The organism is Elusimicrobiota bacterium (assembly GCA_016706425.1).
Classification (GTDB): domain Bacteria; phylum Elusimicrobiota; class Elusimicrobia; order FEN-1173; family FEN-1173; genus JADJJR01.
The window spans coordinates 822228-842673 of the sequence record JADJJR010000001.1 but is presented as its reverse complement, the minus strand read 5'-3'; the positions used below and the strand labels follow the sequence as shown (position 1 = coordinate 842673).

14 protein-coding genes and 2 tRNA genes are annotated in these 20446 nt (G+C 63.9%); 4 read left to right on the top strand and 12 right to left on the bottom strand.

What is annotated here, in order from left to right; all coding sequences use genetic code 11:
- Window positions 1–8: 8 nt before the first annotated feature.
- From IPI56_03505 to IPI56_03470, 8 genes are all read right to left on the bottom strand, one after another.
- Window positions 9–5870, bottom strand: a complete 5862-nt coding sequence (locus IPI56_03505) for a T9SS type A sorting domain-containing protein (GenBank protein MBK7544807.1) — start codon at window positions 5868–5870, stop codon at window positions 9–11.
- Complete coding sequence (locus IPI56_03500) at window positions 5867–6568, bottom strand: hypothetical protein (GenBank protein ID MBK7544806.1); 702 nt, start codon at window positions 6566–6568, stop codon at window positions 5867–5869. The genes IPI56_03505 and IPI56_03500 overlap by 4 nt, the downstream gene beginning before the upstream one ends.
- A 159-nt stretch (window positions 6569–6727) precedes the next feature.
- Complete coding sequence (locus IPI56_03495) at window positions 6728–7678, bottom strand: NAD-dependent epimerase/dehydratase family protein (protein ID MBK7544805.1); 951 nt, start codon at window positions 7676–7678, stop codon at window positions 6728–6730.
- A complete protein-coding gene (locus tag IPI56_03490) occupies window positions 7675–8661 on the bottom strand; it encodes a hypothetical protein (GenBank protein ID MBK7544804.1) in 987 nt (328 codons plus the stop codon). Before IPI56_03490 ends, IPI56_03495 begins: the two co-directional genes overlap by 4 nt.
- Window positions 8658–9275 (bottom strand): RdgB/HAM1 family non-canonical purine NTP pyrophosphatase, encoded by a 618-nt coding sequence (gene rdgB / locus IPI56_03485; protein MBK7544803.1) that lies wholly within the window; start codon window positions 9273–9275, stop codon window positions 8658–8660. The genes IPI56_03490 and rdgB overlap by 4 nt, the downstream gene beginning before the upstream one ends.
- Before the next feature lie 39 nt (window positions 9276–9314).
- Window positions 9315–10223: an MBL fold metallo-hydrolase gene (locus tag IPI56_03480; protein ID MBK7544802.1), complete on the bottom strand. Its 909-nt coding sequence runs from the start codon at window positions 10221–10223 to the stop codon at window positions 9315–9317.
- Window positions 10224–10325: 102 nt separating this feature from the next.
- The gene (gap, locus tag IPI56_03475; GenBank protein ID MBK7544801.1) at window positions 10326–11387 is read right to left on the bottom strand and encodes a type I glyceraldehyde-3-phosphate dehydrogenase; all 1062 of its coding nucleotides are present in this window, start codon (window positions 11385–11387) and stop codon (window positions 10326–10328) included.
- Window positions 11388–11547: 160 nt separating this feature from the next.
- Window positions 11548–11931, bottom strand: a complete 384-nt coding sequence (locus IPI56_03470) for a response regulator (protein ID MBK7544800.1) — start codon at window positions 11929–11931, stop codon at window positions 11548–11550.
- A 76-nt stretch (window positions 11932–12007) separates the two neighbouring features.
- Between IPI56_03470 and IPI56_03465 the strand changes: the two genes are divergently transcribed.
- The gene (locus IPI56_03465; GenBank protein ID MBK7544799.1) at window positions 12008–14797 is read left to right on the top strand and encodes a valine--tRNA ligase; all 2790 of its coding nucleotides are present in this window, start codon (window positions 12008–12010) and stop codon (window positions 14795–14797) included.
- A 3-nt stretch (window positions 14798–14800) separates the two neighbouring features.
- Here IPI56_03465 and IPI56_03460 read toward each other — a convergent pair whose 3' ends face one another.
- From IPI56_03460 to IPI56_03450, 3 genes are read right to left on the bottom strand one after another with little or no spacing between them, the layout of a single operon-like run.
- Window positions 14801–15637: a squalene/phytoene synthase family protein gene (locus IPI56_03460; GenBank protein MBK7544798.1), complete on the bottom strand. Its 837-nt coding sequence runs from the start codon at window positions 15635–15637 to the stop codon at window positions 14801–14803.
- Complete coding sequence (gene hpnC, locus IPI56_03455) at window positions 15619–16494, bottom strand: squalene synthase HpnC (GenBank protein MBK7544797.1); 876 nt, start codon at window positions 16492–16494, stop codon at window positions 15619–15621. Before hpnC ends, IPI56_03460 begins: the two co-directional genes overlap by 19 nt.
- Window positions 16495–16507: 13 nt before the next feature.
- On the bottom strand, window positions 16508–16912 hold the full coding sequence (locus tag IPI56_03450; GenBank protein ID MBK7544796.1) for a hypothetical protein: 405 nt from the start codon (window positions 16910–16912) through the stop codon (window positions 16508–16510).
- A gap of 131 nt (window positions 16913–17043) precedes the next feature.
- Here IPI56_03450 and IPI56_03445 point away from each other — a divergent pair.
- The 3 genes from IPI56_03445 to IPI56_03435 all read left to right on the top strand — a co-directional run bounded on the left by IPI56_03445 (window position 17044) and on the right by IPI56_03435 (window position 17941).
- Window positions 17044–17115: transfer RNA gene (locus tag IPI56_03445), tRNA-Lys, on the top strand.
- Window positions 17116–17136: 21 nt separating this feature from the next.
- Complete coding sequence (locus IPI56_03440) at window positions 17137–17838, top strand: endonuclease V (GenBank protein MBK7544795.1); 702 nt, start codon at window positions 17137–17139, stop codon at window positions 17836–17838.
- 31 nt (window positions 17839–17869) lie between these two features.
- Window positions 17870–17941: transfer RNA gene (locus IPI56_03435), tRNA-Glu, on the top strand.
- Window positions 17942–18004: 63 nt separating this feature from the next.
- Here IPI56_03435 and IPI56_03430 read toward each other — a convergent pair.
- Entirely contained in the window at window positions 18005–20398 is a 2394-nt protein-coding gene (locus IPI56_03430) for a hypothetical protein (protein MBK7544794.1), read from the bottom strand.
- Window positions 20399–20446 lie beyond the last annotated feature (48 nt).

The following is a 20446-nucleotide window of genomic DNA, read 5'->3' as shown; positions in this document are numbered from 1 at the left end:
GTTGTCCATTATTTTTTCACCGCGATCTTTCGTTTAAAAGTCGAACTCCCGGCTTTCAGGATGGCCACGTAGCCGCCGTTGGCGACCACCGCCCCTGCGCTGTTGCGGCCGTCCCAGGGGATCCGGTTCAATCCCGCCTGAGCCCCGACCGAACCCTCGATGACATCCCGCTCGTAAACCAACTGGCCCATCATGTCGTAGATCGTGAGTTTCACCGGCTCCGGCGCCGCGAGATTGAATTCCAGGAACGTCTCGGTGCCGGCGCGGAAAGGGTTCGGGTAATTGACCAACCCCTCCGAGGGGTCCGTGTCGGCCGTGACGAACACCGTGCGGGCCGTTTTGGTGGTCTCCGTGTGCAGCAGGGCCGACTGGGCCACGCTGTAATATTCGATGGTGTGCAGGCCCACGGTCGGAATGGCGAAGGGAGCGACGTAGGCCAGGAACGGCGCCCCGTCGATGGAATAACGGGTTTCCACCAGGACCATGCCGGGCTGAACGACGGGCGTCAGGGTGATGGGGTCCGCGGTTTTGAGGCTGTACCCCGCGGTCACGGGAACGCCGTAGCCCCCCACCGAGAACGTCGTCAAGGGCGGGCCGAGCACCCGGAAAGCCTGCCGCACGCTGAAGGGGCTGGACACCGCGATGAAATCGACCAACCCTGCCTTTTGGGCGTTGACGGTCAATTGCGTCGAGGATTGGCCGTTGACGTCGGAAACCCCGTTCGCCGTGGACAACACGCCGAAGGAGGTGTCGCTCAAGCGGAACGCCAACGGCAAATTCGGAATCGGGTTCCCGAAGGCGTCGAGGAGCGTGACGTCCACCGACTGCGTGGTGCCGGCCTCCAGGGTCGCCGGCAGAGTCGTGTTCAAAGCCGCCAGGGGCCCGGGGAGGAAATTCATGGCCGCCGTGGTGGAGAGCCGGGGCCCGTCCTGTAATTCAAAGCGGAACACGCCCGCTTGGGAGAAGGCCTGCTGGAACGTGGTCGTCCCGCCGGTCACCAGAACGGCGCCGACCTGCAACACCCCCGTGATCGGGGTGCCGATGGGGCTCACCGGGACGATGTTGACGTTGGACGTCCAGTTCTTGGGCACGGTGCCGGTGTTGGTGTCCTTGGGCACGACCGACATGGTGAAGCTGTCGGGAGGCCCGACCCGGGACTCCGCCGGGATCACCGCTTCGTAGCGGACGTTCCGGGGCACGAAGGGAATGGGCGCGCTGAAGCCCTGCCAACCGTCCTCATCGACAAACTTCAGGACGACGTCCTCGGCCACTTTGTAGGCCATCGTCACCGTCATGACGCCGGCGGGCAGCATTTTGAACATGTTGGGCCGCAGGGGGTCCGGCAGGGGGGGGTTGAGGATCACCAAATTCGTCACGGGCAAGGGGTCGAGGGTCGCGGTCAATGGAGTGACCGTGACCTCCCCGGAGAATCCGTTCACGATCGCCCCGGTGCTGACCCCGTCGAACCGCACCAATTCCAGCTGGACATCGAAAAAGTCCGGCGGGCCGCTGAAATAATCGGGCGGCGTGGGGGTCGCGGTGACGGCTTGGTAGACACGCCCGGTCAAGGGAATCACCACCGACTGCGGGAAAATGCCCGCGTTGGCGGTGTCCCGGGCCGTCAGGGTGGCCTGGGGCGGGGAATTGAGGGCGATGCCGGCGAACAGGGCCTGCCCGTTCACAAACCCCAACACCGAGGGGATCGACGATCCGTCCGACGCCGTGAGCGTGATGCTCGGGGCGAGCGGTGTGTTGAGGGAGGTCACCACGTTCCAGTAGCGGTCCACGGCGTTCACCTGCGCGCTGAAGGACTCGCGGGCGGCCTGGGCGACCAGTCCCGTGGAATCTTTGCCCGTCAAGGACGGGATGCCCGGGAGCGCGACTTCGCCCGGGGCCAAAATCTGAAGCTTCACGTAGGCGCCGGCGGTGATGTCCATGTCGTCCAATCCGGAAATATCGACAAAACCCGCCACGGCGCCCGTGGCCTTCACCACGATGTGTTCCGCCTTGGTGTAGCTGAAGTTGAAGGTGGCCACCCCGTTCGTCAATGTGGCGGCCGAAACGGGGGCGCTGCCCACCGCGGGCAGGCCGCCCACTTCAACGAAAACGTTGAACGTGTGTTGGTAGGAGGAATCGGCGATGGGGAAAGCGTCTTGCAGGGTGTCGTAGAGACCGACGCTGACGGGAAAAATATCGTCGGTCGTCCTCGAGGTCGCCGGCAGGGTGACCAAATATTTCAATCCGTTCGGCGTGATGTTGATGTTGCCGCTCAAGGCGACGCGGTTAAAGCTGTCGGTGATCTTGATTTTAATGGTCTCGACGTGGCTGTAGCTCTGGTTAAAGGCCACGGCCCCGTTATTCAAGGTTTGCAGGGGCACGCCCAGGGCCACCGTGGCCGGGGCCCCCAAGGGGGTCAAGGCCTGCATCGTGAAGGAGTTATTCGCCCCCGCCATGGGAAGTCCCGAGAGGGGGTCGATCAGTTCCACGGTCATGGGGAAATTGGCCCCGGCCAGAGCGGCCGGTGGAAGGGTGATCAGGTAGGTGGCCCCCGGCGTGACGGGGACGTCCGAAAAAGAGGTCTTGTTCGTGTCGCCCTGGTCGACCGCGGTGACCCGCACGGTCGAGGGGTTGGGAAGATTTCCGGTCAAGTAGACGCTGGGAACGGTGCCGCTCCCCGCCACGATGGGCAGGTTGAGGAGGCTGACCGATCCGTCATCGGACGACAGGTTGACGGCGTTGCCGGTGTAGGTCGTGTCGACGTTGTAAAACCGGTCGCAGGCGAAAATTTGGAAGTTGATGTTGGTGTTGGCCTGCGCCGGCAGGATCGCGGCGGTGTTTTTCCCCGGGGACGCCGGCGACCCGGGGATTATCGTTTCGCCCGGGGCCAACAACAACAATCGTCCCGTGACAGCGGCGTAGGATCCCGCCGTGACGGGGACGGTGGACGTGGCGACGAACCCCTGGGAGATGACCTCGCCCCGAACCACGGCGGCGGGGGTGGCCGTGTAAATTTGAATCACCGCGTTGCCGACCCCTTGCGCGAGCGTCACCGTCGGGGGCGCCCCCAAATTGGCCAAAACCCCCGGCGTGGGGAGCGTGAGCGTGGCGACATCCGCCTGGTTCAACCGATTCCCGAACCGGTCGACGGCCGTCACCGTCACGAGCAGGGAATCCCCCGCCATCACGGGATTCGGGTTGCCCACTTTAAAGACGCCCGTGAGACCCAAACCGGGACGTCGGGTTTCCCCCGGCAGGGTGACGACGATGCGGTCCCAGATGGCCTCCTCTCTCACGCTGAAGAAGGCACTGAACCCTTCCCGCAGGGCGGGCGTGTTGATGAACGCGCGAATTTGAAGTTGGTCCGGCCCCAACCCGAGGGAGGGTTCGGCCAAGGTGACGGTGACGGGGAGGGTCACCTCGCCGCCGAGGATGGGGTTCGACACAAAGGTCACCGAGCTGGGGGAAATGGCCCCGACGTAGGGAACGGGAACGCCGTTCGCCCACAACTCCAAAGTGACGTCCCCGCCAAAATTTCGGGCCAAATTGCCAAAACCATCAAAGGCCTTAAAAGTCATGCTGAAAGGAACGCCCGCCGTTTGGATGGGAATGGGGTCCGGGACGACGGAGGCGGGGTTGGGCGTGACAACAAAACGCGTGACGGCCCCCGGCTGAACGTCGATGGACACCTGGGAATTGCGCGCCGGGTTGAGGGTGTCGGTGACGACGATGGTGTTGGTCCCCATTTTGCGGGAGGTCACCAAACTCGAGAACAGCGACGAGGCCATGGGCGCGGGGTTGGGGGCGGGGAAAGTGATGTCCCCCCCGCCCAGAAGGGTGAATTGGAGGCTCGGCCAGGCGCCGGAGTAGGGCGGCGTTTGAACGGGGTTGAAAAACGAGTCGGTCAAATACACCTGCATGGGGAACCCGACGTTGAAGGCCTGGGTGGATATGGAGTTGATCTTGCCGTCGGGTTCCGTCGGGTTCCCGGGGGAAAGCGTTTCGGTCGGAGCGACCACGACCACGTTTGAATAGGCGCCGGGATTGACGGTGATGCCGTCGCTGTTCCCCAAAATATTCGGCACGGGGATCTGGGCCCGCAACACCTGGGGCACCGCGGCCGAAAGCGGCCGGAAGGAGGACGAGCGGAGACGTATGTTGTTGACCGTGATGTCGCCCACCGGGGGCATCACCAGTCCGCCGGGCACGTCGATGAAACCCACGGTGTTGTCCATGAACAAGGTCAACGGCTGGGGCACCGGGATGGAAACCTGGTTCCAGCTTAAATCGGTCACGCGCACGACCGCCGAAATGAGGGCGCCGGCGGACTGCGTCGCGGGCAGGTTCAAGTTGCCGGGGAAGGCCCCGGGGGTGTAAACCTGCCCGGGAAGCGTGAAGTGAAGCATGGCGGCGCCGCCGGCGTCGTTGTCAAAACAGGTGGAATTGCCGCTTAAGCCCGCCCCGGCGTCCACAAAGACAAGGCGGGTGAGGTTCGACGCCTTGAACACCTGCACCGGCCGGTTGATCCACTGGCCGGCCACGAAAGTGATGGTGTTTTGAGCGCCGGGCGTGGGCACGCCGGGGGCGGTGTCGAGGGTGTTGTTGCCGAAGGGCGCCCCCGCGCAGTTGTCGGCGGTGACGAGCGCGGTGCCGTTGTAAGCCACAAGGGGGTTGTCAAAAATGTCCACCGCCTCGACGGTGATGATGAAGGGGGTGACGGCGTCCGAATTGGGCATGGGGTCCGGGGTCACTTTGAACCGGAACCCGGCGGAGTTGACCACCGGCACGATGCTCTGGCTGACTTCGACGCCGGCGGTGGCTTGAATGAGGTGGTTGCCGGCGACGCGCATCACAAAGCTGACGTTCGCCTGGTTGGTGTTGACCAACACCGACGGCAAGGGCACCGTGTCGGGGGGGACCCCGGCGAAGAAGGACACGTAGTTGATGTTGAAGGGGTAGATGCCGGCGTTGGCCGCGGGGTTGATGGGGTTGTGCCATTGGTCGACAAGGTCGACGAAGACGGGGTTGATGCCCGCGCCCGCCACCTGGGTGGCCGCCGCGCCGGTTTTTCCCGCGCCCGTCCCCGGGGTCAGCGTTTCACCGGGGAATCGAAGGAGGATGTGGTCGTAGACGTTGGGATCGATGGTCAAAGGCGGCGAGGTGATGCCCGTGGCCGGCACGGCCTGGCCCGCGTAAGTTTCCACCTGGTTGGCCAGGATGTTGTTCTGCCGGGTCACGGGGTTCGTCCCGAACAAAGTCACCACGATGGAGGCGACCCCGTTGATGAAAGTGGCGCCGCTGACGAGTTGGCCGGCGCCGCCGACAGTGATCGACAAATCGCCGATCTGGGCGCTCAAAAGGACGTCGTCGCGGAAGGACGTGATGGTCACACCCCCGGGACCCACCGCCCGCACTTGAAGGTTGAACCCGACGCCGGCCATGCCCGTGAAGGGGACCAGGGGCGGCACCAATTCGAAGGACACGACGGTCGGCTCGATCTGCACGCTCTGGAACCCGAACACGTTGGCGTCGTTTTTGTCCCGCACGCGCAAATCAAAGAAACCGACGGGGGCGACCGCGTTCGTCCGGACGGTGAAATTCGTCAAACCCGCCACAATCCAACCGTTGACGGGGTCACCGGTGCCGCCGGCGCCCTCGACCGTCACCCCGGGGGGCACGACGAAGAGCACGCGGTGGGAGCTGAGATCGGGGAGATTGGCGGCGTCGCGGGGATCGACGGTGAAATTGATGCCGCTGTCGCCCTTCATGATCGCGAGCGGCGCGGTGACGATGTAATGGTCGACGACGGCGTGGGCCGCGCCCGCGCCGGTGGTGAACAACAACCCCAAAACAAAGCGCCGAAGGGTTCTCACCGGTTGGCCCCTTTGGCCCCTCGGGGCGCGCGGCCTTCGCCCCGCGGGGGGGCTTTTCGTCCAACGGGCACCGAGGCCGCCCGCGCCGTCAGGCGCACCAACCCGGTCGGGGGAGCGCCCCGGAACTCGACTTCCACCTCGGCGACGCCGTTTTCGAAGCGTTCGGCGGGCACCCGGTCGTTCAAAAGGGCCCCGGCGCTGGCGGTCAAAACCACCTCGTCCCGAAAATCCACCGCGATCAAACCGCGGTCGTCCAGGGCCACCAAACGGACCCGGCGACGCGGGTCACCCACGCGGGTGGGCAGGGGCGTGACCACCAACCGGGCCGTGGCGGGAATGGCCCGCACAACCCAGGACCCCGCCGCGGCGGGGCGCTCCCGGTTCCGGACCACGAGGCCGACCATCCCGGGACGGACGGCGGTGTTGAATGAAATTTTGTATTCGGTGGGACCGCGAACGGTCCAACCGGCCTGGGCATCAACGGGGGCCACGGTCACACCCGCCGGCAAATTCGTAAATTCGATATCGTGGGGCGTGGGATCGGCCTGTCGGCCCTGCATGGGGAACACCGTTAATGCCCCCTCGCCGCCCACGGGCAAGGATTTGGGACCTTCCAAACGGTAGCCATCGACCGCGCCGGAGAGACCGGCCAGGAAGGTAAAAACGCCGACAAGGAATGAAAAACGATTAAATTTCATAGCCCCCCTCGCAAGCTATGCATGCGCCACTTTCGCCAAAACCAACCGATTCCGGGCGGTTTTTATACGGGCACCACCATTTAATGAGAAGACTCGGTTCCATTGCCCAAACAGGGTAAACCCAGAAAGCTTTTTTTTCAAGAGTTTTTTACAAGAATTTTACTTTCGGAAGTAGGAGCGGTACCAATCCACGAACCGCTGGACGCCCGCTTCGATGCCGATTCGGGGTCGGAAACCCAATCGCCGGCGCGAAGAATCGATATCGGCCCAGGTCGCGGGGACATCGCCCGGCTGCAGGGGAAGAAATTTCTTGACGGCCTTTCGTCCGACAGAATTTTCAATGGCCCGAACAAATTGTCCCAGTGTCACGGGCCGCGAATTCCCCAGATTATAAATGCGATACCCCGTGTTCCGATCCAAGGCGGCCAAGACCCCGGCGACGATGTCGTCAATGTAGGTGAAGTCGCGACGCATTATTCCCCGGTTGAACAGTTCGATGGGCCGACCCTCCATAATCGCTTTCGTGAACGAAAACAACGCCATGTCGGGCCGGCCCCAGGGCCCGTAGACCGTGAAAAACCGAAGTCCCGTGCAACGAAACCCGTACAGGTGGTGGTAGACGTGCGCCGTCAACTCGTTGGCGCGCTTGGTCGCGGCGTAAAGCGACAGGGGGCGGTTGACCGCGTCTTCGACGGAAAAAGGCGCTTTGCGGTTGCCGCCGTACACCGACGACGAGGACGCGTAAACGAAAGAGCGGACGCCGGCCGTCCGGGCGGTTTCCAACAAATTCAACGTTCCCAGATTGTTGGTGTTTTCGTAGGCGAACGGATTTTGAAGGGAATAGCGCACGCCGGCCTGGGCGCCGAGGTGGCAGATCCGGTCGATTTTATTCGCGCGGAACACACGGGCCAGCGCCGCGCGATCGGCCAGATCGATTTCGTGGATTTTGACCCGGGGGATCAAGGCCTTCACCCGGTCGCGTTTGAGGCGGGGGTCGTAATAGGGGTTGAAGTTGTCCACGCCGATGACGCGTTCGCCCCGCTCCACCAGCGCCTTGGCGGTCCAGGCCCCGATGAAACCCGCCGCTCCCGTCACCAAAATCGTCTTCATTTTTGAACCGCCTCCCGGGGCGTCAGAACCACTCCCTCGCCGACGGACGACGGGTGTATCTCGTAAAGCCCGGGGGCCGCGGCCTCCAACGTGTGGCGGGCGGTCGTGAGCCGCGGACGCCACGGGGAATCCCCGTCCCAGCGGTCGGATCCGAATTTGACCAGACGCGCCCCCGCCCAGGACATCACGGTGTGGGTGCCCACCCGGACCAAAAACGTTTGATCCACGCCGACCAGGGGCCAGGAAAAACGCGCGTATTGGAGAGGCACGATCCAACGCGCGGTTTCGGGGTTCTCCACCACCCGCCCGACGCGTCGGCGCGGCCGCCAAACACGGAGCTGGCCGTCGGGGGTCACCGCCAGGACCGCCAGGGCTTCGCCCCGGACAAACGGCGCCGCCGCCCAGAGAATCCAGAGGATCAAGAACGCACCGGCCAGGGACATCATCACGAGGAAATCCGTGGCCCGCGAAACGGGCGACCCCCATTTCCAAGACACCACCCGGCGGGCGTAATAAAGAACCAGCACCAACAACACCATGGCCGCCGCCCCGAGCAGTTCTTGCAGCGGCTTTTGATCAAATTGGAAAAACCGGAACCGGTTCGCGGCGAACAAGGTCATTCCGTAGAAAAACACATAACCCGTTGCACGCAGGACGAACGCCGTGGCGCGCGCACCCCCCGCCAACCAACCCAAGCCGGGCAACCCTCGAAACCATCGCCCCGGGGAGGTTCCACCCCCCGCGCGGCATTTCGCGCAGGCGCCATCGGCGTGGGCGTTGGTGTGACCGCAGGCCGGGCAGATCCATTGGGGGGCCCACCCCGCGCCGCGCGCGGCTTTCCAACGAGCCCAAAACCAACGGGCGGGCGGAATCGCCAAGGCCAGGACGACGATCCCGAGGGACACCGCGTGGGCGCGGACCGCCCACAGGGCCAGGCCTTCCCCGAAGAAACGCTCAAGACCGGCGAACACCGCGCCGATCATCGGCCCGCTCCGGACCCGACCCATTTCTTCAAATACGCGGCGGCTTTTCGAAAGGCCCGGGAGCGATGGCTCAACCGGTTCTTTTCCGCCAGCGACATTTCGGCGAAAGTTTTCTTTTTCCCCCGGGGCAAAAAGACCGGGTCGTAACCGAACCCTTGGGAGCCCCGCAACGCCGGCACGATGCGACCCGGGCAACGGCCTTGAAACAATTTCTCACGCCCGTCGGGAAACACCAGGGCGACCACGCAACGAAAAACCGCCCCCCGCCGCGCGGCCGGGCGGTCGCCCAGGAGGCGAAGGACTTTGCGATTGTTGTCGGCGTAGGAACACCCGGGCCCCGCGAAGCGGGCCGAATACACCCCCGGGCGGCCGCCCAGGGCGGCGACTTCCAAACCCGAATCGTCGGAGAGCGCGGCGACGCCCGTGCGGCGGACGGCCTTGCGCGCCTTCAGCAACGCGTTGGCCTCGAGGGTTTTGCCGGTTTCCCGCACGGTGTAGGCGGGCGGGAAATCCACCAACCCCTTGACCGCGCCGACGCCGCGCCCCAGGATCTTTCGTATTTCCCTCATCTTGTCCATGTTGTGGGTGGCGATGACGATGACGGGGGGCTTCATAGACGGAGAGTCTACGTTTTCCGGAGGATCCCGGAAAGGTTACGGGAACTCGAGTTCGAGCCCTTCGCGGGCCGCGTCCACCTGCAGGGCGGACCCCCGGGCCATGGCCTGGGCCCGCATCCGTTCGACGATGCGGTCCAGGTCGGCGTCCGTGCGGTCGGGGTCGTGATGGAAATAGAGGAGCTTTTTGACTTTGCCGCGGAGCGCCATTTCAAGTCCGAATTCGAAAAAACTGTGGCCCCAACCGGTTTTTTCCTTGTATTCCTCTTCCGTGTATTGGCCGTCGTGGATCAAGAGGTCGGCGTCCGCCAAGTGGTCGACCAGCATGAGATCCTCGCGCTCCAGATCGACCTCGCCCCGGGCCAGGTCCTCGAACACGTCCTGCCGTTTGCCGAGACGTCGCAACAAGTAACGGAACGGTTCGTTGTCGGTCATGTACACGATTTTGCTTTGGCCCGTGTCGATTTTATAGGACAGGGCCAGGCCGGGGTGATTGACGTAAGCGGGCGTTATGGTCCACCCGTTGAGCGTGATGGGCCGGGTGGTCATCTGCACGAACTTCAACTGCGCCGGCATCTCGGCCAGGGTGACGGGAAAATACTCGGGGCTCATTTGCCCGACGAAAATATTTTCCAGCTTGCGGCCGGTGCCCTCGCAGCCGTAAATCGTGAACTCGTTGCCGGGTTTGTAGAGAGGCCGGAAAAAAGGGAACCCGACGATGTGATCGAGGTGGAAGTGGCTGATGAAGAGATGCCCCACGATCCGGCCGTTTTTCCCCGCGCGCCTCAGGAGATCCTCGCCCAACAGCCGCAGGCCGCTGCCGGCGTCCAAAATGGCCAGAGTCTCCTCGTCGGAAATCTCCACGCAGGAGGTGTTGCCGCCGTACTTCACGGTGTGAGGGCCGGGGGACGCGATGGAGCCGCGTGTGCCCCAAAACCGGATTTTCATGGTAACCCATTATTGTTGAAGATCCGGGGGGCGTCAAGGACAAAAGAAAACTCCCGTCCCCCGCGTTCGCGGGGGACGGGAGCGTTGGGAAACGTCGGCGGGTTAGGCGGCGACCGGCGCGCGTTTGGCGAGGATGTAATTCACCAGGTCCACGACGCGGTTCGAATAACCCCACTCGTTGTCGTACCAACTGACGAGTTTGAAGAAGCGTTTGTTGAGCTCGATGCCCGAGCCTTCGTCGAAAATCGACGACGCTTTGCAATGGATGAAGTCCGAGCTGACCACTTCGTCGGATGTGACCTCGAGGATCCCCTTCATATAGGTCTCGCTGGCCTTTTTCATGGCGGCGGCGATTTCCTTGTAGGAGGTGTCCTTCGACGTCTTGACCGTGAGATCGACCACGGAAACCGTCGGGGTCGGCACGCGGAAGGCCATGCCCGTCAACTTGCCCTTGACCTCGGGCAACACCAGGGCCACGGCCTTGGCCGCGCCGGTGGTGGAAGGAATAATGTTCTGCGCCGCCGTCCGGCCGCCCTTCCAGTCTTTCTTGGAGGGGCCGTCCACGGTTTTCTGGGTGGCGGTGTAGGAGTGAACCGTCGTCATGAGGCCTTCCTCGATGCCGAACCCTTCCTTGAGGAGGACGTGCACGACCGGGGCCAAGCAGTTGGTGGTGCAGGAGGCGTTGGAAATAATGTTGTGCTTGGCCGGATCGTATTTCCCCTCGTTGACGCCCATGACGATGGTGATGTCCTCGTTCTTGGCGGGGGCGGAAATGATGACTTTCTTCGCGCCGGCGGCGATGTGGCCCTTGGCCTTTTCGGCGTCGGTGAAGAGCCCGGTGGATTCGATGACGATCTCGACGCCGAGTTCTTTCCAGGGCAAGCCGGAGGGGTCCTTCGCGCTCACGACTTTGATGTCGTGGCCGTTGACGACCAGCACGTCGTCCTCCACCTTGTCGGCGGCGGACTTTTTGGATCCCACGGTGCCGCTGAAACGGCCCTGGATGGAGTCGTACTTCAAAAGGTAAGCCAGGTTGTCCGCGGGGACAATGTCGCCCACCGCCACGACGTCCAGGGTCTTTCCCAAAAGCCCTTGTTCGACGAGCGCCCGGAACACCAGGCGGCCGATGCGACCGAAACCGTTGATTGCGACTTTGACTGCCATAGACTGCCTCCTTAAGATAACCGCGTGTTCATCCCACAGAGGGAACGAAAAGGGTCCGCCGGATGGAAATGAAAAGGCCCCCCGACCTTCTCGGGGGGCGAGGGCGTGCGTCTATTTTACGAAACCCCCCTCTCCCCGGTCAAGGGCGAGGGAGGCTCTCTCAAAAAAAAGACGGTTTGGCGCCCGACAGAAGGGCGTTGACGTGGTCCACCAAAATCGACGGGTCCACGGGCTTGGCCAGAAAATCGTCCGCGCCCACGTCCTTGGCCTGGTGGCGGTCGGCCGGGAACGCCTTGGCGGTCAACATGATGACTTTGATGCGGGCGGTTTTGGGGTTGGTCTTGACCCGGTGGCACACCTCGTAGCCGTGGACCTCGGGCAACATCACGTCCAAGACGATCAATTCGGGGGGCCGGGCGGCCACGGCGTCGAGGGCGGCCTGCCCGTCCACGGCGGCCTCCACCGTGTGGCCGGCGTTTTCCAGAACGAATTTGAGGAATTCGCGGTTGGATTCTTCGTCTTCGACCACCAGGAGGCGCGCCATGGTAGGCGATTGTAGGCAATGCGCGCGCGGGCGTCAATTTGGCCCCCCGCGGCCAATGTAGTAATATGGGCGCCCTATGACGGAACTTCCCAGCGTTTACACGCCGGAAACCCCGGAGTCCAAATGGTACGAGGTGTGGGAAAAGCGCGGCCTGTTCGGGGCCGCGCCCGACCCGGCCAAACGGCCCTTCACCATCGTGATTCCCCCGCCCAACGTAACGGGGTCCCTCCACATGGGGCACGCGCTGAACAACACCCTGCAGGACGTGCTGGTTCGCCGGGCGCGCATGAAGGGGTTCAAGGCTCTCTGGGTCCCCGGCACGGACCACGGCGGCATCGCCACCCAAAACGTCGTCGAAAAAATCCTCAAGAAAGAGGGCAAAACCCGTCACGACCTGGGCCGCGCCGCCTTTTTGGAACGCATGTGGGCCTGGCGCAAGGAATCGGGCGACGCTATTTTGCACCAGCTCCGCAAGTTGGGCAGCTCCTTGGACTGGACCCGCACGCGCTTCACCATGGACGAAAAAAGCTCCCGCGCCGTGCAGCGCGCCTTCGTCGATTTGCACCAAAAAGGGAAGGTCTACCTCGGCAAGCGGCTCGTCAATTGGTGCGCCCGCTGCGGCACCGCCCTATCGGACATCGAAGTCGAATACGTCGAGCAATCCGGCCATTTGTGGCACATCCGTTACCCCCTGGCGGACGGCGGCGACGTGGTCGTGGCCACCACCCGACCCGAAACGATGCTCGGCGACACCGCCGTGGCGGTCCATCCGGAGGACCCGCGCTACGCCGACAAACGCGGGAAGACCCTGCGCCTGCCTTTGCGGCGGGCGGGCGACGCCAATTTCGAGATCCCCCTGGTTTTTGACGCGGCGGTGGACAAATCCTTCGGCTCCGGCGCGGTGAAAGTGACCCCCGCCCACGACGCCACGGACGCCGACATCGGCGGTCGCCACAAGCTCGCCTCCCTCACCGTCATCGGGTTCGACGGGAAAATGACCGCCGCCGCGGGGACCGACTACGCCGGCCTGTCGGTGAAAGACGCCCGCGCCAAGGTCCTGGCCGACCTGGAGGCCCAGGGCTTTTTGGTCAAAGTCGAGCCCCACAAGAACAACGTGTCCACCTGTTACCGGTGCGCCACGGTGATAGAACCCTTGGAATCCAGTCAATGGTTTGTGAAAACCCAGGAAATGGCCTCCCGGGCCGCGGCCGCCACCCGGGAGGGGCGCGTCAAAATCCACCCCGAATCCTGGGCCAAGCCTTATTTGGCCTGGTTGGACAACAACAAAGACTGGTGCGTCTCCCGCCAAATCTGGTGGGGCCACCAGATCCCCATTTGGTATTGCCGCAAGTGTGCGGAATCGAATCTTCAGGCTGGGACTCTTCGCCACCATTTGGATCAGGACCCGGAATTCAAATCCCAATGGACCAAAGAACTCCTGCGAGCGGCGGGACTCAAGAGCGCCCAGGCCACCGAGACCCGCCCCGCCCCCTGCGCGGATTGCGGCGGCGCGGATTTCATCCAAGACCCGGACGTCTTGGACACGTGGTTTTCCTCGGGATTGTGGCCCTTGACCACCCTGGGTTGGCCGGACGCCAACAAGGATTTGGATTATTTCTACCCGACGTCGGTGTTGGCCACGGGCCACGAAATCCTCTACCTGTGGGTGGCGCGCATGGTGATGATGGGGTTGGAGTTCCGCAACGAAGTGCCTTACCGGGATGTCTTCATCCACGGCATCGTCCGCGACAAGCAGGGGCGCAAGATGTCCAAGTCCCTCAACAACGTGATCGACCCCCTGGACGTCATGAAGAAGTTCGGCACCGACGCCCTGCGCTTCGCGCTGGTGACGCAGGCCTCGCCCGGCCGGGACATGCAAATGGCCGACGACAACTTTGTCGGCGCCCGCAACTTCGCCAACAAAGTGTGGAACGCCAGCCGGTTTGTGATGATGAACCTGGCGGGCTTCGCCCCGGCCGCGGACGCGCCGCTGGCGTCCCGGGCCGTGGAAGACCGATGGATCGCGGCGCGCTTCGCCGCCGTCGCCCGCGCGGTGGACGGCCACATGGACGCCTTCGACCCCGCCCAGGCGGCGCGCGCCCTCTACGGGTTTTTCTGGAACGATTTTTGCGATTGGTACATTGAGATGGTCAAACCCCGCCTGTCCCCCGGCGCCGACGCCGACTCGGCCCGGGCGGCCCGTCAAACCCTGGCGGAAGTCTTGGACGGGGTTCTCCACGCCCTGCACCCTTTCATGCCCTTCATCACGGAAGAGTTGTGGCAGGCCCTCTGGGCAACCCTCGGCCGGCCCCCGAAGACTTTGTTGATGGAAGAGCCGCACCAGCCCCTCTGGAAGGACTTGCCCGCCGGCGATGAGGACCAACGAGCCATCGGGCTCGTGCAAGACGTGGTGTCCTCCCTGCGGACCATCCGATCGGAAATGAACGTGCCCCCCGGCAAGGCCATCCGGGTGGCGGTCAATTTGACCGCGGCGGCCCCGGCCACCAAAGCCGTTTTGAAAACGCTCTCCCACCACATCGCCCACCTCGGAAAATTGGGCGAATGGAAAGCGGTGGAGGCCGGCGCTTTTGAGACCCCGCCCCAGGCGGCGGCCGCCGCCGCGGCGGATTTCGAAATGTTCATCCCGCTCGAGGGACTGATCGATTTTGAGAAGGAAAAAGCGCGGTTGGAGAAGGAAAAGGCGGCCTGCGAAAACGGCATCGCCCGGGACACGGAGCATTTGGCCAACCCCGATTTCCGCCAACGGGCGCCGGCGGCCAAGGTGGCCGAAGTGGAGACCCGCCTCGCCGAAGGCCGCGCGCGGTTGGCGCGCCTCGGCGCGTTCATCAAAAGCCTTTCGAATTAAATCCTAACCGAACAACACCGCGCGGAGCTTGTCCCAGGCCGACAGGCGGACGCGCCCGGCCCACACGTTAAATCCCCCGCGTTCGATTTTCGACAAAATCCCCTGGTACAGCCGCCCCATGACCAACGCCGGCCGCGCGTGTTTGCTGTCCGACCGGGGCAGGGCCGCTTCGGCCTTTTGGAAATAATCCCGGGCCCGGCCCGCGCCCGCCTTCACGACCCCCCGCAGGCCCGGGGAATCCCGCCCGGCCAAGACATCCGCGTCGGAAACGGCGGCGCGCTTCAATTCGTCCAGGGGCAAATACACACGCCCCCGGCGGGCGTCGGCCGCCACGTCGCGCAAAATGTTCACCCACTGCACCGCCCGGCCCAGGGCCACGGCGAAATCCGCGTGGCGGTCTTCCGTCAAACCGAAAATCGGCAAACAGGCCAGGCCCACGGAACTCGCCACCCCATCGCAATACACGTCCACGTCCGCCGCCGTGGCGTACCGGGTTTGGGTCAGATCCCGTTCCACCCCCTGGATCAAATCAAGCAGGTGTTTTTTATTGATCCCGAACCGGCCCAGGGCCGACCGAAGTTCCTCCCAGAGGGGGGCGTGTTCCGGTCGCTGGACGTCGCCCTGGACCAGCGCCCCGCGCCAATCGGCGAGGAGGGCCCGGGCCTCCTCGGGACGGTTTTGCGCTTCCCCCGTTTCGTCCACCGCGTCGTCCACGACCCGGGCGAAGGCGTAGACCGCCGCCAGGGCGCGCCGCCGGTCCGAGGGCAAAAGCCAAAAGGCCGGGGCGAAATTGCTTTTCGTGTACAGCGCCGGTCCGGGGGTCAGGCGGGGGCTCCCCACAGCCATTTTCCGCCGAGCCGCAACCAGTCCCATTTCGTCAGCGCGGGGCGGCCGGACCACACGTCGCCGTTCCGTTTTTGAATTTTTTTGAGAATCTCCATTCCGCCCAGCCAAACAAGCCGCAATTCCTTGCGCAGGCCGGACGGCGCGTCGGTCAAGAGCGGCCGTCCTTGGTCGAAGAGAGCGGTCGTTCGTTCGATTTGACGGTACATGAAAGCGCGCAGGGCGGGGGTGGCGGGGCCCTTCAAATAGTCGGTCTCGGCGATCCCCGCCGCGGCCAGGTCCTCAAGGGGCGCGTAGATCCGGTCTTTCGCGGCGTCGACGATCACGTCCTGCCAAAAGTTGGCCAGTTGAAGCGCCGTGCAAATCGCGTCGGACCAGCGCCCCCGTTGGGGCGTCCAGGCGCGATGGAGCCGCAACACCAATTCCCCCACCGGGTCGGCGGAATGACGGCAGTAATCCAGAAGCTGGTCGTAGGTGGGGTGGCGGTGAACCGTGACGTCGCGCTCAAAAGCGGTGATCAGGCGGTGGAATGGGTCCAAGGGGAGGTCAAAGCGTCGAACCGTGTCGGCCAGGGCCACGAAGATTTCGTGCCCTTCGGCGTCCACGGAGCAACGATCGAGGCGACGGCGCCAGTCGGCCAGGCGGGCCAAGCGTTCGGGGGCTTCGGGCCCCGGCTCGTCGGCGAAGTCATCGGCCGTCCGGGCGAAGGCGTACACGGCCGCCACGGGGCCCCGCAAGTCGGCGGGGATCCACCGGGACGCGACGGGAAAGTTTTCGTAGTGGGATTGGGCCAACCGCCGACAGGACGCGTAGGCCTCGCCCGGGGACAGCGGCGTCCGGCGGGGTTCGGCCACGGCCATCCTTAAACTAGTCCCAGATGGGCGCGTGCCAGATGGTCTCCATCAACCAGCGCACCTCGGAGTCGCAGAACACCATTTCGTGGTGCTGGCGTTTGCCGTGCTCGTCGCGGTAGGTGAGGGTGATGGTGACGTCGCGGTGTTTTTCGGCGTGCTTGTTGGCCGACCAGGCGGCCGACACGCAAAGAATGCCCGCGGGAATATCAAGATGCGCGCGCCAATCGGCGTTGGCGCAGGGGCCTTGGCAGGCCAGCCCGTGGCCGTCGGCGTCCTTGCCTTTCTTCTTGGCGGCGCCGGTCATACCGGCGGCCTCGCAGAGGGACGACAGGAATCGATCGAGTTTGCGTTTGTTCAGTTTGGGGAACCGCTTGGACGGCGGTTTAGGGTCTTGCCCATCATTTTCGGGTTTGTCCATTGTGTCCTCCCCTTCTCGGCCGTGTCGGCCACTATTCTTACTATTTTATCATATTTTCCAAGTCCTCTTTAATTCCAGCGAAAAAATAAAAAATTGCTATAATCCGGCGTCTCGGGGCTACGCCCCGCAACGGGTCCGTAGCTCAGGGGTAGAGCATTCGCCTTTTAAGCGAGGGGCCGAGGGTTCAAATCCCTCCGGACCCACTTTTTTTATTCCAGGACCTTATGGACATCCGCAACCTGCATCCTTGGAATATCCCCGCCTCCCAGGCGATCGGCGTTCAGGCCGACCTGGTCCGGCGGTTGTCGTTGCACAACGATTTCGACGACATCGGGATCATCGCCGGGGCCGATGTGGCCATGGACCCGAGAACGGGCATGGGTTTCGGGGCGGTGGTTTTGCTGGCTTACCCGAGCCTCGAACCCGTCGAGGTGGCCGTGTCCAAACGGAAAATCGAGTTCCCCTATGTGCCCGGGTTGCTCAGCTTCCGCGAAGGGCCGGTGCTCCTGGAAGCGTTCGAGCGGCTGGACAAAGAACCGGATTTGATCTTTTTTGACGGCAACGGCGTGGCCCACCCCCGCGGGTTGGGGCTGGCTTCCCACCTGGGGTTGGTTCTCGACAAACCCACCATCGGCGTGGCCAAGACCAAGCTGTTGGGAAACCACAAAGCCCCCGGCCGCAAAGAGGGCGACAGCGCCGAATTGATTTACAAGGGCAAAATGGTCGGCCACGCCGTGCGCACCAAACCGGCCACCGCGCCGGTTTTCGTGTCCCCCGGACACAAAATCGATTACGAAACGGCCCTGCGCCTCACGCTCACCTGCGTGGACGGAGCGCGCGTGCCCAAACCGACGCGGTTGGCGGACGCCGTGGCCGCGGCGGCCAAAAAGGGCAAGGAGAAAGAGGCAATAAAAAAGTTGAAATGAATTTGTCGTGTCGATGGGTTGTGGCCAGGCTGTCCCCATCGACTAGTGGTTAGGTCACGGCCCTTTCAAGGCCGTAGCAGGGGTTCGAATCCCCTTGGGGACAGCGTGGCCATAAAAAAAGACTCACCCCCTTCGCGGGGGGTGGGTCTTTTGCTTTTCGGCGTCTTTATTCCGCGATCGATTCGGACCTTGCGGGATTCCCCGGGCGTGGGCGGGTGGTGAAGAGCCAAAGCCACCGGAATCTTCGGGCGTGGCCGTGCGTTTCCCGCGCGAAGAGGCCGCCCAGAACATCGAATTCCCCCTCCCCGGGAACCCCCGCGGTCTTCGAAAACAAGGGGGCCAGTCCGACGGTCCGTTCCGAGGCGTCGCCTTTTTGGGTCACCACGGAATACCAGGGGCCGTAAACCCGCACGACTTTATTGTCTTTCCCCTCCCCCGAAAAGGTCGCCCGCCAATACAGGGGGAAGAACAACCGGAACGCCCCGCCCCGGGGCGTGTCGAATGACCACCAAAGCGGCGCCGCGACGCGGTACCGGCTTTGAGAATCCCGACCTTCGGCGTACAAGGGGAACAGGGTGGTGTATCGGCGTTCCGGCGATCGTCCCCGCCAGTAAAGTGGAAAAAGAACCTGGGTGGATTCTTTAGTTTTTCCCCTTTCCGCCGATGCCCCGGCGACGGGTTGGCTTTGCCGCGAGCCGTACCAGAGGGGCAGAAAAAGCTCCCACGCGCGCTCGGGGCTCCGGTGCCAAGCGAAGGGGAAGACCCAGCCGTCTCGACGGCGCTCTTCCCGCCGCCACGCGACCAGCGGGAGTCCGCGCGGCGCCCAAAAGTTTTTAAAATCCCCCCGCCGCACGCTCCGGTAAAGCGGGTAGAACCCGTGCGTGCGTTCATCCCCGTGCCGGGCCACGTGGCCCAAAAGCAGGAAGTTCAAATCAAAATCATCGCGGGGAACGGGCGGTTCCCGCCGGGGGGGCGACGCCCCCGGGCTCCCGGGATGGGGCCGGGTCCACCCCCACAGAGGGAACACCCCCCACCCGTCGAGGGAAGTCCGCGCGACGCGGTAGTAGGGCCCGAAAATCGTCAAACGCCGGTTCGCGGCGGCCGCGTTATAATAGAGGGGAAGGACGAGCCGCCGACTTTTTTCCGCGCTTTTGTACCAGTGCCCCAACGGCCAGGCCCCTTCCCGGGAAAGCGGGCCCCGGCGCGTCCAAAACAACGGGCTGACAAAGTTTCGCTTCCCGGGGGAACGGTCGTAAAAAGCGAGCGGGAACAGGACGTCCCGACGCCGCTCCTTTTGTCGGTCCCGCCAATACAGGTAAAGAAAACTCCAGGTCTCCTGTTCGTCGGAGCGGGCGTGCAGGAAAGGCAATCCCGCCGTGATTGTGGTGTGCGGATCCCGATAGCGGCCGAACAGAGGGAACGCCAAATCCAACGACCATCGGCCCGGCCGCCGGTACCGCCAATAAACGGGGAACGCCACATCCGTGCTGTCCCCGCCCGGGCGCCGGGCCCAGGTGTACAACAGAGACCAACCCCGAATGTCCTCGCCCGCGGGTCGACCGTCCGCGTCGCGGCGAACGGCGCGGCGCCGGCAATAAAGCCACGACAGGAACCGCGACCCGTCGGCGTTGGCCCAATGGCCGTAAAGTGGAAAAACCGTTTGAAAGCGACGGTCCGATCGCCGCTGATCGATAAAATTCAGCAGTTGCAAACCCCGCTCGGCGCCGTCCGTCGTCGCCGTCCGCGACCAAAGGGGAAAGATCCCGTCCGTTCGTCGGCGCGGGCCGCGCGCGCGGTAATACAACCCGATGTGGCCCCATCGACGCTCCCCGAGGGCCGCGCGGCTCGCCGGCAGAGTCAGGAGAACGCTCCGCCCGGGCGCGCGTTCGTGATAGTAAAACGGGATCAAGAAACTTGAGCGAACGGACGGGGACGCGGTCGTCCCGCCCGCGCCCCAAAGGGGGAAGACCCCCGCGTACCGCCGCTCCGGGACGTCGTCCCTTCCGCCCACCGCCGCGCGGTAGAAGGGACCCCACAGATCGAAGGCCCGGCCGGGACTTCGGTCCCGCCAGAACAAGGGCACCAGGGCGTGGGAACGTCGGTCCGGCGAAACGGACCAACCGTAATTCAAAAGCCAGCCCTTTCGCGCATCGCCCCGCACCCGGCGAAACCCGAGCGGGAAGGCCTGGTCGATGCGGGAACGGTCCCGATTTCGATAGTCGTAAAGGAGAATCGGCAGGGCGGTCGTCACCCGGCCACCGGAAAGTGTGGTCCGCTGAAGGTAAAGGGGCGGGAGGTAGGTTTGCGCGGCGGCGTCGTTTTTGAAACGGAAAAAGAAAGGCACGAACAACCGTTGGTACGACCGCCCCTGGGCCATGTCCCAATACAAAAGGGACACCATGAGGAACCGTCGGTCCTCCGCGGGGTCCCGCTCGTACCACAGCAGAGGCGGCAGGCGGACAGCTCGACCTTCCCACCCCGAGGACTCCTCCGCGGCCAACGGCCGCCCCACCAATATTCCGGCCCCGAAAAGAAGTGCCGCCAGCCAGCGTTTTCCCATGAAAGAATTATAGTTGATTGCGCTTGCCGGGAGCTGTTTCGGCCGACC

Excerpts from the sequence above, each read along its gene's own strand:
- IPI56_03450 (MBK7544796.1), bottom strand. The coding sequence starts at position 16,912 with ATGGACAAACCCGAAAATGATGGGCAAGACCCTAAACCGCCGTCCAAG.
- IPI56_03465 (MBK7544799.1), top strand. The coding sequence starts at position 12,008 with ATGACGGAACTTCCCAGCGTTTACACGCCGGAAACCCCGGAGTCCAAA.
- IPI56_03480 (MBK7544802.1), bottom strand. The coding sequence starts at position 10,223 with ATGAAAATCCGGTTTTGGGGCACACGCGGCTCCATCGCGTCCCCCGGC.
- IPI56_03500 (MBK7544806.1), bottom strand. The coding sequence starts at position 6,568 with ATGAAATTTAATCGTTTTTCATTCCTTGTCGGCGTTTTTACCTTCCTG.
- IPI56_03430 (MBK7544794.1), bottom strand. The coding sequence starts at position 20,398 with ATGGGAAAACGCTGGCTGGCGGCACTTCTTTTCGGGGCCGGAATATTG.
- IPI56_03490 (MBK7544804.1), bottom strand. The coding sequence starts at position 8,661 with ATGATCGGCGCGGTGTTCGCCGGTCTTGAGCGTTTCTTCGGGGAAGGC.
- rdgB (MBK7544803.1), bottom strand. The coding sequence starts at position 9,275 with ATGAAGCCCCCCGTCATCGTCATCGCCACCCACAACATGGACAAGATG.
- IPI56_03470 (MBK7544800.1), bottom strand. The coding sequence starts at position 11,931 with ATGGCGCGCCTCCTGGTGGTCGAAGACGAAGAATCCAACCGCGAATTC.
- IPI56_03440 (MBK7544795.1), top strand. The coding sequence starts at position 17,137 with ATGGACATCCGCAACCTGCATCCTTGGAATATCCCCGCCTCCCAGGCG.
- IPI56_03495 (MBK7544805.1), bottom strand. The coding sequence starts at position 7,678 with ATGAAGACGATTTTGGTGACGGGAGCGGCGGGTTTCATCGGGGCCTGG.
- gap (MBK7544801.1), bottom strand. The coding sequence starts at position 11,387 with ATGGCAGTCAAAGTCGCAATCAACGGTTTCGGTCGCATCGGCCGCCTG.